Source organism: Ignavibacteria bacterium, assembly GCA_013177855.1.
In the GTDB taxonomy this organism is placed as follows: Bacteria; Bacteroidota; Ignavibacteria; order Ch128b; family Ch128b; genus Ch128b.
On the sequence record JABLYA010000005.1, the window covers coordinates 22,326 to 39,668 of the forward strand.

15 protein-coding genes are annotated in these 17,343 nt (G+C 23.6%); 8 read left to right on the plus strand and 7 right to left on the minus strand.

Translation table 11 applies throughout. The annotated features are described in order from the left end of the window. Positions 1-422 precede the first annotated feature (422 nt). From HPY57_13355 to HPY57_13370, 4 genes are read right to left on the minus strand one after another with little or no spacing between them, the layout of a single operon-like run. Positions 423-1,166: a hypothetical protein gene (locus HPY57_13355; GenBank protein ID NPV12768.1), complete on the minus strand. Its 744-nt coding sequence runs from the start codon at positions 1,164-1,166 to the stop codon at positions 423-425. Beyond that, positions 1,163-1,603, minus strand: coding sequence for an NUDIX domain-containing protein (locus HPY57_13360; GenBank protein NPV12769.1), 441 nt, complete (start codon positions 1,601-1,603; stop codon positions 1,163-1,165). Before HPY57_13360 ends, HPY57_13355 begins: the two co-directional genes overlap by 4 nt. Beyond that, positions 1,600-1,875: a hypothetical protein gene (locus HPY57_13365; protein ID NPV12770.1), complete on the minus strand. Its 276-nt coding sequence runs from the start codon at positions 1,873-1,875 to the stop codon at positions 1,600-1,602. Before HPY57_13365 ends, HPY57_13360 begins: the two co-directional genes overlap by 4 nt. 16 nt (positions 1,876-1,891) lie before the next feature. After that, positions 1,892-6,265 carry a hypothetical protein gene (locus tag HPY57_13370; GenBank protein NPV12771.1) on the minus strand — a complete coding sequence of 1,458 codons (4,374 nt, stop codon included), beginning with the start codon at positions 6,263-6,265 and terminating at the stop codon, positions 1,892-1,894. A 525-nt stretch (positions 6,266-6,790) separates the two neighbouring features. Here HPY57_13370 and HPY57_13375 point away from each other — a divergent pair. The 5 genes from HPY57_13375 to HPY57_13395 all read left to right on the plus strand — a co-directional run bounded on the left by HPY57_13375 (position 6,791) and on the right by HPY57_13395 (position 12,231). Continuing rightward, positions 6,791-7,258 carry a hypothetical protein gene (locus tag HPY57_13375; GenBank protein ID NPV12772.1) on the plus strand — a complete coding sequence of 156 codons (468 nt, stop codon included), beginning with the start codon at positions 6,791-6,793 and terminating at the stop codon, positions 7,256-7,258. Then, positions 7,251-8,084: a hypothetical protein gene (locus tag HPY57_13380; GenBank protein ID NPV12773.1), complete on the plus strand. Its 834-nt coding sequence runs from the start codon at positions 7,251-7,253 to the stop codon at positions 8,082-8,084. Before HPY57_13375 ends, HPY57_13380 begins: the two co-directional genes overlap by 8 nt. A gap of 106 nt (positions 8,085-8,190) precedes the next feature. Beyond that, positions 8,191-8,493: a hypothetical protein gene (locus tag HPY57_13385; GenBank protein NPV12774.1), complete on the plus strand. Its 303-nt coding sequence runs from the start codon at positions 8,191-8,193 to the stop codon at positions 8,491-8,493. 464 nt (positions 8,494-8,957) lie between these two features. Then, positions 8,958-9,710 (plus strand): deoxyribose-phosphate aldolase, encoded by a 753-nt coding sequence (deoC, locus tag HPY57_13390; GenBank protein ID NPV12775.1) that lies wholly within the window; start codon positions 8,958-8,960, stop codon positions 9,708-9,710. A gap of 73 nt (positions 9,711-9,783) precedes the next feature. Continuing rightward, the gene (locus HPY57_13395) at positions 9,784-12,231 is read left to right on the plus strand and encodes a hypothetical protein (protein ID NPV12776.1); all 2,448 of its coding nucleotides are present in this window, start codon (positions 9,784-9,786) and stop codon (positions 12,229-12,231) included. Positions 12,232-12,266: 35 nt separating this feature from the next. Here HPY57_13395 and HPY57_13400 read toward each other — a convergent pair whose 3' ends face one another. Continuing rightward, positions 12,267-13,028, minus strand: a complete 762-nt coding sequence (locus HPY57_13400) for a hypothetical protein (GenBank protein NPV12777.1) — start codon at positions 13,026-13,028, stop codon at positions 12,267-12,269. 124 nt (positions 13,029-13,152) lie between these two features. Here HPY57_13400 and HPY57_13405 point away from each other — a divergent pair, with 124 nt between their 5' ends. Genes HPY57_13405 through HPY57_13415 form a run of 3 tightly spaced genes read left to right on the plus strand, consistent with a single transcriptional unit; the run spans position 13,153 to position 16,530 of the window. Further along, entirely contained in the window at positions 13,153-13,533 is a 381-nt protein-coding gene (locus HPY57_13405) for a hypothetical protein (GenBank protein ID NPV12778.1), read from the plus strand. An 11-nt stretch (positions 13,534-13,544) separates the two neighbouring features. Beyond that, complete coding sequence (locus tag HPY57_13410; protein NPV12779.1) at positions 13,545-16,091, plus strand: hypothetical protein; 2,547 nt, start codon at positions 13,545-13,547, stop codon at positions 16,089-16,091. A 10-nt stretch (positions 16,092-16,101) separates the two neighbouring features. Beyond that, positions 16,102-16,530 carry a hypothetical protein gene (locus HPY57_13415; protein NPV12780.1) on the plus strand — a complete coding sequence of 143 codons (429 nt, stop codon included), beginning with the start codon at positions 16,102-16,104 and terminating at the stop codon, positions 16,528-16,530. A 77-nt stretch (positions 16,531-16,607) separates the two neighbouring features. On the opposite strand, the gene HPY57_13420 is transcribed toward HPY57_13415, so the two are convergent. Together HPY57_13420 and HPY57_13425 are read right to left on the minus strand one after the other, a co-directional pair. Further along, entirely contained in the window at positions 16,608-16,916 is a 309-nt protein-coding gene (locus tag HPY57_13420; GenBank protein NPV12781.1) for a hypothetical protein, read from the minus strand. A gap of 91 nt (positions 16,917-17,007) precedes the next feature. Further along, the gene (locus HPY57_13425) at positions 17,008-17,319 is read right to left on the minus strand and encodes a hypothetical protein (protein ID NPV12782.1); all 312 of its coding nucleotides are present in this window, start codon (positions 17,317-17,319) and stop codon (positions 17,008-17,010) included. Between the last annotated feature and the right edge of the window lie 24 nt (positions 17,320-17,343).

Below are 17,343 nucleotides of genomic sequence, written 5' to 3' on the forward strand. Positions count from 1 at the left end.
CATTCGCTGAAACTAAGGCTGAAATTGAAAAAAGTTATACTGCTGTTATTGTAGATTTGCCTGTGACTAAAAAGTTGTTCGCTATGAAGATGTCTATAAATAAAGATTAAATGTAGGAATAACAGAATCTGTTGAACATAAACAAAGTATCTAAGGATTGGTTAATATCATTGTTTACAAATTCATTACACTTTTCTTTATCACAAAAGTAATAGATTGCATTATTTACTTAGTAATAAAAATTTAGAATAACGATAGAGGATAAATTTTAAGATGAAGAATATTTATGAATATGAATATTTAATAGACTTATTATATCATATAGATACACAGGTGTTACCACCAAGAGAAGAAATATTTTTGACTTGATAAAAAATTAATTTATTCGTAAAGAAAATATAGATTACACAAATTTGAAAGGTTTAAAATCCTATATTAATATGTTGTTCTTTTAATTCGTGCCTGTATTCGTATTTAATAATCTCTTTTAATAACCAAGCATCATTAATATCTTCCAAGGGTTTTGGAAATGTTTTTAAAGATAAAATTTCTTCTACATTTTCATTATAGAATTTATCTAATATACATTTATTATGTGATTTTAAAATCATTTTAAACATATCTTTCTTGTCAAAATCACCACCTTTCTTACCGTCTTCACTTGTATTAATTATTTTGACAATTTTTTCTTTCTTTTTACCAATATTAATCATTTCATAACCATAAATCATTTCACATGCAATAAGTTTTAATGATTTTGGTGCAATAATCTTAATCTTTTTAATATTTGGAATATTTTCAAAAATCTTTGATCTTACAATAGAGCCAATACCAACCAAATCTATAATTTGTGATGAATCCTTTCCATATGAATAGCCTTCAATATAAATAATTGTTGGTTTAGTAGATACAATTGTATTAATTATATCTTCTATTAAATCATTTGAGATTTTTGAAAAATTTTTAAGCTTATCTATTTCAGAATCAGAATAATTATCTTTTGAATTATCATATTCATATGTTTTGATTTTGACAATATTTTCAATACATTTATTCCATTTGTAAGTAGGTTTATTTGTATTGTAAGAAAATATGTATTCTTTTTCATCAGTTTCAATTACCATAGAAGTTGAAACCTTTGATATATCTATTCCTATAAAATTCATAATATTCCAAGGAACTTACTGGATAATAATTTTTTAGCTTTTTCAATATCCACGAACCTTGCCTCATCTACTTCTTCTAATTGAAGTTTATCTTTAGGAATTACAAAAGAACCATTAAAATACTTTTGAAATTCATCTTCATTTAATTGGTATCTAAAAAACCAATAATGTTTGATACCTTTACTTTTTATAACTGGTTCTAATTCTTCTTCTTTTGATTTATCCAAAAAATCACTTGGTAAATAAACTTTTAACTCTTCTTTAATTTCTCTTATTGCAGTTTCTTTGTGATTCTCACCATTTTCAACATGACCTTTAGGATATGACCATTCATTATATTTAAAATCTGTTGGATGTACTAATAAAATAGTGTTTTTATATCTAAACACAATTCCAACAGAACCATAGTCTTTTAAATTACTAAATTTTGTAATCATGATAATAATTTATATTTATTATTTAATGCTCTTTCAATAACACCACAAATAGGTTTATTGCCAATTATGTGAGCATTATTATTATAACATCTAAAGCCAATACCATAATGAAATGTCAATATTATATCAGCAGATATTTTTAATCCACCATTTTGTGCTAAATAAATTAATTGATCATCATCAAAATTCTCAACTAAATGTTTGACAGTAGGTCTTAAAGTTACCTCATTGTAATTATTTTCTATTAAAATATTTAAACATTCTTTTATCATAATATTTATATAATTTTTAATCATTCAAATAAATAAATCCTTGATTATCAAACCAGTAATATTTATTTCCGACATTTAAATAATTATAATCTGGTATATGGAAGTTATTATTAACAAGAACGTAATTTTTGCTTGTTGAAGTATTAATCATTTTATTAAACTTCTGAGCAATTCCATAATCGTTATACGAGACTGTTTCAATGTATAAGTATTCGTCTATAAATTTATCAATATTAAATGAGAAATTACCTAAATCATTTTTCATCAACTTATAGTATTTCTGTGGTATCAATTTATTTGAACCATCGGTTGCTTTGCTGAAAGTTTGTATCTTACAAGTCCAACCACTTGGTGATATACCAGTTTTTGTATAGAATTCTATTTCAAATAAATAGTTATGGTCAAAATTTAAAGTTTCTGTATAAGTAAAATTGACTACTGTTGTTTCATTTTCATTAATAGCTGATATTACTTGATTTGAAACATCATAGTTTTGATAATTATTATTGATGGTTTCGGCAACACCTGTAATATCTATAAGATTTGATGATAGTGGTAAAATATTTCTTTTTAACCATCTCTTCAATTTATTTAGTTTAGTCTGGACTTCATCAAGCGAATACATCAAAATATTATTACCGTCCTCATCAGTAATTCTATAAGTTAGATTAAATAAATTTGTTTTCTTCCAAGAGCCAGTGTTATATTTACCACTAACATAATCTGTTTTAGTCCAACCTTTAACTGTATTATCAAAAATATCAGGAATTAATACTTTATGTAATTTCTGATACAATGGTGAACTAGGATTAACATTTTTATAATATTCATTTAATTGTAAATCATTCCAACCAAAGAAATTAATAGCATTAATAACAGATTTATATGAACCAATGTAATTATAAATTTCTGGATATTGAAGTAACATTTCTTTTCTTTTACGATTTAATAATGTGTAATCAATACCATGTTCTTTAATATCTGATTCTATAAACATATGTTCATCATCTTCATTTATTTGAACACCAAGATTGTTTAGAACAATTCTAAACCTTTCATCTTCAATTTCAGTTTCACCTAAAACATTTAATTTCAAAATAGGTTTAGGTTGAACTTTAATTTCATAATAATATCCATTTGAATTACCACTTGTATTAAAAGATTTGAAATTATTTCCATTATTGAAACTAAAATCTCTATAATTTTCATATACTTTAAGAGTTTTACCACCAACCCATTCAATTAAAAATGTACCATAGTTTTCAAATACGGTTGTACCAGTTGTTGATTGATCAATAAAATCTATTGTTATTGGTTGATATTTTTCAAAACCATAATCAATAAAATTAAAATTTAATTGGTCTATATCAATTATTAATGTACCAGCGCTTGTAAATGTAAAATTTACACCGTTTGGATCATTTAAAGAATTAGTATAACCAGAAAATATTATATTTTCAACTTTATCCATTTGAACAGTTGTTTTTGAAACACCTTCATTATTTGAGTTAAAACCTAAAAATACTTGTAACGGTGTTGGTGTGTAATCATATTCAGTTGATGAATTATATCGGTCTAATAAAAAATTCAAACAATATGAACCATCTTTTCCTCTAAATACGGTTTGTTGTTTTGTTGGATCTGAAACATAATTAATATCTTTATTTGGTTCATCTCTTAAAATTATATTTGAATTTCTTTCAGAACAAACATTTTCTGTGTCCCATAAAGGTAATGGTCCATTATATCTTAAATCTTCACGATTTTGAAAAGGTTTTAAATGTTCACCGCTTATGTCATAATAAAATATATCTTCGGAAAAAGGTTCTACAAATTTCCAAGAATAATAAATATCTTTTACAGCACTTTCTCTAGGTTTTCTTAAAAATCTATCAACATCTAAAGTTAGAATTCCAAAATCATTATAGAATAATCCTTGATAAGATAATTCAATAATAGTTTCAGTTAAACCGATTATGTTATATTGAACATTATTTTGTGGATAATTAGAACCAGAAAGTCTTATAATCATACCTGTTGAAAAACCAAGATCATAAAAACTTTGTGTAGAAGAAGATGGTGATATTTCAATTTCATTTCCAGAAATTGCTATAAATTTATTTTTTATTTCACTAACAATTTCATAATCGGAATAAACATTAACTTTAACACGCAATGTTCTAACTTCTACATTAGGATAAATAGCTGAAATTATTAATGTGTTTGCTGAATTACTTAAACTAAGACCATTTTTAATAAACAAACCAGCATATTTGTCTATGAAAAATTGTATTGTAGTTTCTGTATCACCTGTAAAATTAACATAATAATCAAAATCATTTAATTCTATATTGAAACCAAAATTGGTTTCATTATTATTTAAATTAAATTTAATTTGAACAGAATAATTCTTATTAAAATTTGTACTATCATTTGGATATACTATTTCATTAACTAATTTGTCATTAAACTCTATTAAACATTTATTAATTAAAGAATCAGTTATACCTGTTGTAGTAACCAATATATTATTTAAATAAAGATACGGTATAAATTGTTTATCAAATGTATAATTAAATGAATATAATGAATGTACATTAATAGTGCAAGATGATGTAGTAAGTCCTGATGAACAATATACCAATATTCCATAGTTTTCTAAATATTCACCATATCTTGTATTGAAAGCGTCTATTGTTTTATAATAGTCTGGTAAAGTATCAGAACCTTTTAATATTTCTTGTTCAAAAGATATAATATTGGAAGTATCATAAGCCACAACATTTTTAGTAAAAATTTGTGGATATGGTGCTGGTATAGACATTGTACAAACTATCTTCTTAACCTCATCTATTGTTATCAATTTCTTTATATTATATGTGTTTATAACTGTTTCAGGAATAACATATTCTTTTACTTTTATTCTTTCATATCTTTGATTAACTGGAATGAATTCTGGATGTGATGAATTAATATCAACATTTTCATACATCCATATTGCATCTAGTTCTATTTGTTCTTGAACTGTAATATTATTATTGACAGCTTTTTTAAAAACCATATTATACCAATTGGTATCAGCGTTAATTCTACCAATCCAATATTGTATTCTAATATCATAAAATGATAAAATTTCTAAAACTGTAAATTTTCTTGAATCGTTTTTTGCTTTAGTTGTTCCTGTTGTTATTGTGTTTGCTGACAATTGTATAATATCTCCTTCTTTCAATTGATATGCAAAATTACTAGTTGAACCAGTGATTTGTATGTAATTATCATAAGTGAAAAATGTATTCGGATAGTTTGATTGAAAAGATGAAATATTTTCATCAAATTTTGTTGGATTTATATTTTTTACAAATTTTTGTGATGATAAACTTTTGTTGTTAAAATGAGAAATAAATGTCTTTATTGTATTTTGTTCCCTGATAAATTGAATATTTCCATTATAAATATCAAATTCTGTTGTACCATCTATAATTGTAAAAATTGCATTATTCATTATAGGATTATTATTATAATCTTCAAATATTATTTGTTGATTTTCTTCTAAACCTATTAATGAATTTAATTTTTTATTAAATTCTATATAAGCAGTATAACCAGATACTGTAAATGTAGCTGAACCTTGATATAATTTAGGTCTTTCTGTTTTTAATTCAAAATTTAATTTAATAATATCACCACTATTACCACTTAATTGCCAATTTTGATAAATAGTTTTCATTTGTGCATTATTAGCATATGTCTTTATACCATCGTTTGATTTTGTACCAATAATACTAAATTTTTTATTATTGTGTAAAGTCCAACTAGATACTTCTGGATAAATAGTATCATCATAATCATTGAATGAAATTATATTGTGTGAATTTATAGTACCTCCAGAAAATGTATATGTAGAACCACTCCACAAACTATTTACAGTTTGTGTGTTTACTAATATGGCATCTGGTTTTGTATCAAGAACTGTATAATACTTATTGTTAAAATCTGTTACTGTTCCGCTAAAAGTAACACCTGAAAAAGATATTATTGTACCCTTTGGATATTTTTTATCAAAGTCATAACCATATATCCATTTTGAGTAAAAACTATTTGATGAATTAACTCTAGTGATGTTTAAAATAGTATCTCCTGAATTTGTTGCTGAATGAAAACTAATACCACTACTATTATATAGTTCCATTTTATTTAAAAGAAAATAATCTTCTACTGAAAATGGTTGAACTTCTTCAAAAGTGTAAATTGCTAAAGTTTTAAATAAGTCGTTTGAATTCTCGTCAAAAAGTACTGTTCCTTCATAAATTCCTTCTTCATTCATATCAAAATTATATGGATAACCTTCTTTATTGAAAAACAATAACTTTTTCTCATTGTAAAATTGCATACCTAAATTATTATGTTTTCCTTATATATTAAAATAATGGTAATAAAACACAATAATTATTCTTTTGGTTTTATATATTCTTTGATTTCATTTATACATTTACTATCCTTAATTTCTTTATTAAAAACTGTTTGGATCATATTTATCAGAAATAAAGTCAAAAATTAATAATTTTTCTGATGTACATATATAAAGTAATTTAATGTCTTTTGAATTTTTCTTTGAATATTTTGATATATCACCTAAAATATCTTCATACGATGTTCTAGTAACTTTGAATATTGTTTGCGCATTTAAATTAAATGTTAGTTGATCCGTTAGACCAAACAATAAAAATACTATAAATATTAAAAATTAACAATAATTTAACATAAAAATCATAAAAAAATAATTTTCTTTAATATATAAGGAAATATATTTTATGTGGTTAAAATCTAAAGAAGGGAAGAACTTTCAAACAGAATTAACTCAAGATTTAATTTCAATTATTCATCATTTTTCTATGAAAATGTTTGCAACAAGAAAGTGAAAACAATTAAATTACCATATAAAACAACCGAAGATTTAACTTCTATATTCAAGCAATATTCCAATATTGTTAGGTATAGTTACAATCGTTTTCTTGAAAATAAGACAGAAAAGGATATTAGAAAATTGTCTAAATCATTAAATTCAATTGATTTACTTAATTCTTGGTTAATTCAATGTGGTATAAAAGATGGTAAAGCAATACAAACAAGATTTAAAACTGAAAAAGTAGTATTTGGTGGTAAACGCAATTTAATCAATAGATTAAAATCTAAAATAACTAAAGATGAATTTTCATTGAAAAGATTATGTCCTATAAATATACAGGGTGAAGAACTTAAGCAGGGAAACAGAAATTTTAAGTTAGACATTATAGAAAACAATCAAATTATCTTTAAATTAAATAAAAATAAACACATTGAATTAAAATTACCTAAGTTACAATATAAAAAAAGAATTGTTTAAACTTCAACAATTAAATGAAATTAAACAAAATCAAAAAGGATATACATATTCAATTAGATTTGATTTAAACAATATTTATATAAGTTTTGAAGAGTTTAAACAAGAACCGATTAAATTAAACGAGAATAGGTATTTAGGTATAGACTTGAACCCAGACACAATTGGTATTTCGGTTTTAGAAAACGATAGAGTGATTCATACTCAAGAATTTAGTTTAAAACCAATTTTTAGTAAAATTTTAAATGAAAAATTAAGTTCTAATTCGGATAGGATGAAATATTTTCAAAACAAATTAAAATTTGAAACATTTGAAATATCAAAATCTATTTCATTAATTGCTAAACAATTTAACTGTAAGTCAGTTTTCATTGAAGATTTACATTTTAAAGGTTCTTCAACGATAAAAATATCAAACAGGAAGAACAAAAATCTTTGGAAAAGAGAATTATTTATAAGCAATTTAACTAAAAGATTAAATATTTTAAACATAAAACTATATTTTGTTAATCCTGCTTACTCAAGTTTTATTGGAAACTTACAACACGATTATACTGATGCGGTCAATGCTAGTATTGAAATAGCAAGAAGAGGATTCGAATGTAGAATAAAGAAAAACAAGATGGGATTTTATCCAAAACTGTTGGTAAAACACCAATGGAAGGAAATGGCTACCAAACATACAGGTTGGAAGAAATTCTTTCTTGAAGTAAAAAACTCGAAATTGAAATATCGAGTTTCATTAGATGAATGTTTACATAAATTTAATGTTTTTAAGCAAAATTTAAGTCATAAAAGCATGGTTTTAAATTATGTTTTTTATGATTAATTATTTAGTTTATTGAATTTTGTATTTTAAATATATGATTATAAACACTATTTTAAAACTTTTTTTTCAATAACCCACTACAAACCATAAAAAATATACATTTTCTATGGATATTAAATTAAAAGAAAACGTAATTTTTACTCCCTATGATGATTCCAAATTATTGAAAGAAAAGATTTTAGAGTTTATTTTTGAATCTAAAACAGATAAAATCCTTTATAAAGGAAATCCTACTGGAATTAATTACAAATTGCTCAAAAAGATTTTACCTCTTGACCAAATTAAATTAGATAAAGATGCAAATTCATTAAATAATTTTATTGAGATTAAATCTGATAACATTAGAGAGGTATATAATGACTTTATACAAAAAATGAATTGTAAATTATGTTTAATATACAAGATATAAACAAAAGAGAACTAAAAAGTTCTCTTTTTTATTTGTGTTTTTTTAATGATTTTATAGAATCATTAATTTTATTTTCATTAACTTTATTTTCATCATTAAGTTCTGTAATTTCAAAGATATATAATATTAGATAATTTTACTATTTTAATAATATCATTATATGAGAATTGAGCCATTCACAGATCATGAAAAATAAATAATAATTTCTCAGTATATATGGTTTATTTATTATATCTTTTAAATGCGTTTTCTGTAATCATATTAAATTCTACTTGACCAATAAAATCTTTTAGTGAAGTTTTATTTGTATAACTCATTGCATTTGTTTTGATTTTATAAATAAGTTTTTTTTCATTTTATAATTTTATATATAAATATATTAAAATGTTTTGATTAAAAAAATAATATGTGATATGAAAATATTAAAAGATTATAAACAGTATGTTAAAGAAAATGTAAATGACATGGCAAAATATAATAAAATGATAGATTATACTTTGTTAGATAATGATGCAACAAAAGAAGATATTATACGACTTTGTGAAAAAGCAAGAATTATGAATGTTAAATCTGTATGTGTTATGCCTAAACATGTTATTATTGCTGCAGAAGAATTATCTGATTGTGATATTTTGGTTTGTACAGTCATTTCATTCCCAGAAGGAACAAACACATTAAAACAAAAAATAGCTGAAACAAATCAAGTTATCCAAGATGGTGCTGATGAAATTGATGTGGTATTAGATTACCAATATTTAAAGAAAGAATGGAATGATACCGCATCAAACGGTGGTGATTTAGAAATTAGTAAATCTCAAAAATTAATTAAAGAAATTTCAGAATTGGTAAGAATATGTCATGCAAATGAAAATAAAGATGGTGATGAAATAACATTAAAAGTTATTGTTGAAAGTGGTTTGTTAACACCAAAACAAACAGAAGTTGCTACCATTATTTGTTTAGAAAGTGGTGCTGATTTTATTAAAACTTCAACAAGTAAAGTTGCAGTTGGTGATGAATTAGAAAAAGTTAAAGTGATGAAAGATACTATAGATAAATATATAGGTGAATATGATTATTACTATGAAGGTTTTAAAATGAAAATAAATGTATCTGGTAATATCAGAACTATACAAGATATTAAAAAATTTAAACCTTATGTAGATAGATTTAGTATGGATTATGTTGATGTTGATAAACTTAATGGTTTAGAATAAAGGTAATTAAAAGTATTTAAATTGTTTTAAATTACATGTTTTAATCGGTAAAGTACAAAAAAAATATAAAAATATGAAATACTTAAAATCATATGAAAGCAAATTAATAGATGATATACTGGATAAAATTTCAAAAACTGGTATGAAATCATTAACACCTTCAGAAAGAAATTATTTAAATAATGTTTTTAAAGGAGATACCAAAGAATTGGAAGATATTGTAAAATATAAGAAAAATAAAATTTCTAGTATTTTTGAATATGACCCAAGAGAAGACCAAGACTTTTTTGATGAACTCGGAGATGAAATTGGTATACCGTTTGATTTTAGAGACTATGATGATGAAGAGATTGAGCAAGGAAGATATGAAATTATATATAATGATATTGATGAAGAAGATTTAGATCATTTTGTAGAATATTTTGACATTAAAGATTGTAAAAAAGAATACAAAGGTAAAGATGTATATAAACCTTGGCATGAATTAAGTCAAGAAACTCAAAATAAATTTAAAAAAATATATAAAAGAAATATATTAATGTTATATAGTTATAATTCATATTTAAAAATTCTTGAAAGTAAACAATCTGAAAAGAAAATTGAAAAGGTTATTGCAAAAATTAAAAAATTTGTCAATATACCTGAAATTTATAATTGGGCAATAGACAAATGTACTAACAACAGAAAAACTACCGAAGGATTAAAATATGCAATATGGGTTGCTAATCAGATCAAAAATTATGTTGTAGATGATTTGATAAAAACCGTAAAAGTTAGAAATAAGGTAAACGTGAATAAACAAGAAGTAGAATTATATTTAAAGGGTGAAAATAAGGAATTATCTAAAAAAATAAATGAATTAGATAATATATTAAAACAAATTATTGATAATTTTCCTAAATTTTTAAATGAAAAAATTAATTATATTTTAGACTGGTTAAAATCACCAATAAGAACAGAAAAAATAAATTTATCAGAATTAAATTTAGAAAGTGCATATAAGAAATCAGAAGAATGGCATAATTCATTGACAGCGACAGGTAAAATAACCGATGAAACGGGCAAAGTTTTTATTGAATTTGATGATGGTTATTATTGGATAGATTTACAAACAACATATTCTGAAGATGAAGCTAAAGCAATGGGTCATTGTGGTAAAACTAATGAAGGAGATACCTTATTTTCATTAAGAGATAAAAACAAATCACCACATATTACAGTCGCATACGATACAAAAAATGGTGTTATCTATCAAATGAAAGGTAAAAATAATCGAAAACCTATTGATAAATATCACCCATATATTTATAGACTATTGGTAGATCCTATATTAAAGCCAAAATATTTTGGATATGAATGGAATAAAGAAGAAGATTTTAATTTAAGTGATTTTGATAAAGAAACATTTAATAAAGTATATAAATATAATCCCAATTTAATTTATAATTCAATAAATTATGATCATAAAATGTGTAAAGGTTTAATACAGAAAAATTATTTGGATAAAGAAGATATTAAAGATGTGTTAATTAATAGTAAAGATGTTAATATAAATATAATTATGGATATGTTAGATACTGATCTTTTTACTAAAGATGAATTGAAAGAAATGTTAAAGATATCAAAATTTTCACCAAAAGATTGGAGTGATTTAACTAATATAAAATTATATAATGAAGGGTTAATATCAATTGAACAATTAGCCAAAAAATTTAATGAGATTGAAATTATTGATGGTGTTGGTTATATTGATGGTGATGAAGATGATTTGAGCCATTTTATGGATGATAGTGTTAAATCGATATTATTTGATGATGTCCAACCGATATTATTTGATGATGTCCTTTTGAATGGGGTTATTATTGATATGGATAGTTCCGAACATGTCTGGGATTATTTAACAAAAGAAAATAAAGAAAAAGTTATCCAAAAAATATTAGAATATGGTAAATCATTGCAATACAAAAATTATAGAATAGATAAACAATTCTGGTTTTTTAATTTAAAACCAACAAAAGAAATGTTTCAATGGATTGAAGAAAAGAAAGATTATTTTTTTGTATATAATAATTACCATTATGAGATTAGTATATTGATAGACAATAATAAAGACAATGATTTATACGAACTATATAAAGATATGAATAGATCATTGATTTCGGCACAAAGAACAGCTGATAAAAATGAGTATTATAAAAAAGCAATAAAAGAAGTAATTTATTTGTTGGGTGAGTTCAAGAGAGAAAGTATAAAAAGTGAGATAAATGGTAAGACATATTATAAAGAAGTATTTAGATTTAAAGCTGATGATTTGTGTGATTGGTCAAGAATGGTTGATTTTCTGGAATATGATTATAGTTATCAAGGTGAAATTGATTGGGAAGAAGAAAAATATGGTGATTTGTGGTCAATACTTAGAGAAATGATAGATGATAAAGCAGAAATAAATGATGATTATGGTATTTATGGTATAATAAGTTCAAAAGTATTGAATGATTATTTTTCAGAATATATAAAATGATATTTAAAAGAAAACCTCTCTTGTTAAGAGGTTTTTTATTTTTGTGGTTCATCTGTTTTTTCAAACCAATAATTAAAGAAAAAATAATTGTTTTTATCTATTTTATATGGTTCCCCCTTATAAATAAATTGTATAAATGGGTTATTTTTATCACTATTAGCAAATTTAACTTGTATTTTAGAATTTTTTGGAATATTTACTATATTACCCATATTATTTTTACAAGAAACTTTATCAGCTAAACAAACATACCAACCTTTTGCTGGTTTAAACCATTTTTCCAATATCTTTCTTAAATGATTATCGAGTTTTAATCTGTACTCATTGTCAATATATCTATACCTATTGTCTGTAAATAAGTCTGTTTTAAGATAATCCTTATTTATCCAATTGAAATTTTTAAATACACCAAAGAATTCTTCTTCACCAAAGAAAAATGAAATATAAATATCTATATTTTGATTAGCATTTACATTTATTCTCAAAATTTTAAGGTCAGTATATTTATCCACATCTTCTAAGAATTGGTCGTATTTAATATTACCATAATTGTTTGTTACATCTTTGTATACTTGTTTTACAACACCTAATAAATTATTAACCATCATTGGTGTTCTGTAATATTGGTCATAATATGGACTATCAGTTTGACCGTATATACTTAAAGAATTGTCAATAGCAAATCCATAACCAGGAAAACCAAGAGATGAAGGTGTTATACCTTGTTGAGCAAACTGATTCCAGTCGGAATATGCTTCTTTCAAAAAACTGTATTTGTTAAATTTGAGTAATTTCATATATATTATATATTAAATAAGTACATAACTTTTCATACTTATATATTAAAAATTTTGTTTATGAAATTAATATATATGATTGAGATATTATATATTTATATATACCTAAAAATAATAATTTATTATGGCTATTAAAAAAGAACAAAAATCTGAAAAGTTAACCGAAAAATATAAATATAAAGGTGAAGGTAAAATGATGTCTGATATATCTACTTCGGAACCTTTGAATAAAAACAATAAATCTACTAAAAATAAGAAAGATGAAAAGGTTGAGAAAAAGGTAGAAAAAATGGTCGAAACACCTAATCAAAAACTTCCATCCAAGAAAGAAATATATACATCTATGTTAAAAGAAAATAAACCATTTATACTTAAAATAAATGGCTCGATTGTATTTGATTCTGAAGTGAGTGATATTATGCTACTATGTTTTGAAGAAAACTATTTTAGAATTGGTGTTGAAAAACACACATACGATGGTTTAAATTTCAAATTTAAAAAATAACATTAAATAAGATGAAAAATATCTTAGGACAGAAAGAATTTAGACAATTAAAAGAATTAAAATCTATGAATGAAAATATGGATTTTAGTAATAGAATAGGTTGGAGTGATTGTCTAGTAGGTCGTGCTGTTAATAAATTTTTTAGTTTTGTAACGAAAAATATTTACATAGGAATATTAAAGAAATTAAAAAGTGAATTAGATGACCAATATTTGAAAGGTATTATAATTGCAGTTGCTAAAAATGGTGTTGAGGTAAAATCAGATAAATCTCAATTAGCAGATATAAACATTATATTAATTAATAAAAATGATGATAATTATATTATAAATGTTTCTGAACTACCGTCATCAAACGGTGAAACAATGACATATAAATTTGAAATTCCAAAAAATAGTATTGATGATTTTAAAGCAAAAATCACAACAGATGAAAATTCTACTTGGGTTTATGAAAATCAAAATAATCCTGAATTTATAGAAGATTTAAAAGAAAATTTTGAAATAGATGTAACAGCCGAAAATGGTACAACAAAAATAAAAGCTAAAGTTGAAATATCAGAAGTATTGGCTACATCACCACAAAAAGTTGAAGAACCTAAACCAGAAGAAAATAAAGAAATAGCTAAATATGAAGTGATGAAAGAATTGGATTACAATAAACAAATTCAAATGATACAAAAATTTGTTGGTGAATTCAAAAAAGAATGTGCAAAAGAAAATGATTATGCTTTAATGATTCGTATAAGCAAAGCATTGCAAAAAGAATCAGAACAAATTGGTAATATGTTGTCAATTGTATCTAACATTGCACAACCATCTGATAAAATTGCTATTTATAAGGAAAATCCAGAAAATTATAAAAAATATGCAGAATTATTAAAATCTTTATCAGAGGAATTGAAGAATAAAGCAGAAACCATTGATGAAGAAAAGAAAAAGAAAAAAGAACTAAATGACGAAGAGATAGAACAAATTATAAATAAAGCTGGTAAAATTTCACTTGAAGAATCAGATAATTATTTTAAAGAAATATCATCAATATACAAAGAAACGTATAATAAGTTAAAAGATGATGAACGAAAAGAAAAATTAAAAAAATCGTACAAAAGAGCTTCTAAATCTTTACACCCAGACACAAGGAAAAATTATACAGATGAACAAAGATTTAATGATTATACAGCCTTTAAAAATCTTGTATCAACAATAAATGAAGCCTTAAATAGTAATTATGATGAGTTGTTAATAGAAAATGCTTTTTATAATTTCGAAAAGGAATATGAAACAAATGAAAAGGTTGGTATGAATCAATCAAAACAATTTAGCCAAAGTAAAGTGAAAAATTTATTTACAGGTAAAGACAGGAAAAAATTAGAAAATTATAAAGAACAATTATCAAAATATTATGACATTGATATTAATAAGATAGATCCAAATGATTTGGCTAAAAAATTTGATGAAAATCCTGAATTGAGAAAATCTGCTATAGATAATGTTAATAAAGAAGCATTAAAAGAAATTGCTTTAAGAGCTGCTTGGATTTATGACCGTGAAAAATACAAAGATCAAAATAATAATCATTATTCAAGAGTTAATTTCACAACCACACATACAGATGCTGCCAAATTAAAAAATACTTGGTTAAAACTTATTTCAAAGTCGAAATCTGCATTTTCTCCATTTTTTAGTGAAACTAATAATTTCCCAGAATCTTTAGATCCTATCGCATTGATGAATTCTGATGAAAAATTCAGAACAACATGGTCACAATATAGTGTTGCAGATAGTAACAAACATTCAAATCTTAGCAGTAATAGTAGATATTTAAATAAAAATCCAGAATTAGATAATAAAATGAAATTGGTAAGTCAGTCATTAAGTGACCAACAGTATGGACTAATATCATTTAAACCTAAAAAATCTGATAAAAATTATGTTTTAGTAGTTCAAAAATTAGAAAAATCAAATCTGCATATATTTAAATATATTGGTATATATGATTTTAATAAAATACAAAGTGAAATTGCAAAAGAAACTGATCCAAAAAAAATAAAACAAATTATACAAAAATATAATTATAGTGGTTATGATTTGTATTCTAAGAAAATAACAGATAATGCAGAATTATCATTTTTTAAAGATTTATATGATGCATTTAGACCAACAAAATATAATTTATTTGTTAAAAAAACAGGATATGTTAATGGTACTGATAAATTAGGAACATTTTTTATTTTTAAGGATAATCCACATTCTGGTCCAAAAAAAATGTTCCAAATAAATGTTATCGGTGATGATAAATATATTACTAAATCAACTTGGATATGTAAAATTGACAGTAAAAATTGGAAAGTTGTAGATTATGAAGATTATAAAAATTTGAATGACACTAATTATAGTCAATATCAATTTAATTTTTTATTTGAAGATACATTTAAAATTAATGATAAAGATTACTGGATAACAAGTAAAATGGATATATTAAGAGATGATAAGACAACTAAAATGTTAAAAGATGATGTCTTAAATCATATATATTCCACATTTAATAAAATATAAATATTTAGTTATGCAAAAATTTACAAAAATAAACGAATCGCAAGAAACACCTGTAAAATGTGTTGATATGACATCTATTTTAGCAATTATTGCTAAAAATACAAAATTTTGTATGTCAGAGGTTAATAAAAGAATAGAAATAGCTAATAGTGAGGCAAAATCTTTAAATGATAAAAAAGAACCAAAGGCGTTAGCATCTGGTAAAGAAGAGACAATATCAAATCAACAAACACAAACTCAACAAATACCAACACAAACACCTAAAAATCAACAAACACCTAAAAATCAACAAACACCTAAAAATCAACAAACACCTAAAAATCAACAAACACCTGAAAATCAACAAACACCTAAAAATCAACAAACACCAACACAACCAGCTCAACAAACAACACAACAAACTAAAACACAAATACCAATACAAACTAAAACAACATAGAAATAAAAACAATATAAATAACATAGAATAAAAAAACCGCTCAATGAGCGGTTTTTATTTCATTATATTGAAAGATATTATTTTAAAAATTTTTTCATTTTAGCACACATTTCGTACTTTTCTGATTTTAAATAACCTTCAAAAATTTCAGTGACGTAACCATTATAATATTTATCAAGTAATTCAATTATTTTTGAAATTTTTTCAGAATCATTAATTTCTATGAAATAATCTAAACATTCTGCAATTTCTTCTTTTTCAAAGATGAAACCATCCATCAATTTATTGTAATATAAAGTATTACAAACTTTTAAAAATCTGTCATATGCAGTATTTATATCACCCTGTTCAAGTTTTCTTTTTATGTTGTTGAATATTTCTTTCATTTTTTCTTAGTTTTATATGTTTTTATTATTTATACAAAGATACAGCAAAATAATCAAAATAAAAAATAATTTATAAAAATTTTAATGTATATCAATATTTTATAAATCTTTTAATTCTGTTACATTCTTCATATTTTTCTTCTTTTATTAACTCATTCATTTTCTTTTGAATGTAACCTTCATAATATTTGTCTATTATAGAAGCAAGAAAATCAGACTTTTTTGTTTCATTCACTCTTTCAAAGAATTCCATAGCATTATATAAATCTTCTGATTCATATATAAATCCTTCAACTACTTTTTGATAGAAAGGTTCATAACACATTCTTTCAAAAGCTAACAGTTGTTCATCTAGTGTTTTCTTTGAAAAAATATAATCTGATAATGTTTTCTTTTCTTTCATACACAAAGATACTATTTTTATTTA

Excerpts from the sequence above, each read along its gene's own strand:
- HPY57_13355 (NPV12768.1), bottom strand. The coding sequence starts at position 1,166 with ATGAATTTTATAGGAATAGATATATCAAAGGTTTCAACTTCTATGGTA.
- HPY57_13360 (NPV12769.1), bottom strand. The coding sequence starts at position 1,603 with ATGATTACAAAATTTAGTAATTTAAAAGACTATGGTTCTGTTGGAATT.
- HPY57_13365 (NPV12770.1), bottom strand. The coding sequence starts at position 1,875 with ATGATAAAAGAATGTTTAAATATTTTAATAGAAAATAATTACAATGAG.
- HPY57_13370 (NPV12771.1), bottom strand. The coding sequence starts at position 6,265 with ATGCAATTTTACAATGAGAAAAAGTTATTGTTTTTCAATAAAGAAGGT.
- HPY57_13385 (NPV12774.1), top strand. The coding sequence starts at position 8,191 with ATGGATATTAAATTAAAAGAAAACGTAATTTTTACTCCCTATGATGAT.
- deoC (NPV12775.1), top strand. The coding sequence starts at position 8,958 with ATGGCAAAATATAATAAAATGATAGATTATACTTTGTTAGATAATGAT.
- HPY57_13395 (NPV12776.1), top strand. The coding sequence starts at position 9,784 with ATGAAATACTTAAAATCATATGAAAGCAAATTAATAGATGATATACTG.
- HPY57_13400 (NPV12777.1), bottom strand. The coding sequence starts at position 13,028 with ATGAAATTACTCAAATTTAACAAATACAGTTTTTTGAAAGAAGCATAT.
- HPY57_13405 (NPV12778.1), top strand. The coding sequence starts at position 13,153 with ATGGCTATTAAAAAAGAACAAAAATCTGAAAAGTTAACCGAAAAATAT.
- HPY57_13410 (NPV12779.1), top strand. The coding sequence starts at position 13,545 with ATGAAAAATATCTTAGGACAGAAAGAATTTAGACAATTAAAAGAATTA.
- HPY57_13415 (NPV12780.1), top strand. The coding sequence starts at position 16,102 with ATGCAAAAATTTACAAAAATAAACGAATCGCAAGAAACACCTGTAAAA.
- HPY57_13420 (NPV12781.1), bottom strand. The coding sequence starts at position 16,916 with ATGAAAGAAATATTCAACAACATAAAAAGAAAACTTGAACAGGGTGAT.
- HPY57_13425 (NPV12782.1), bottom strand. The coding sequence starts at position 17,319 with ATGAAAGAAAAGAAAACATTATCAGATTATATTTTTTCAAAGAAAACA.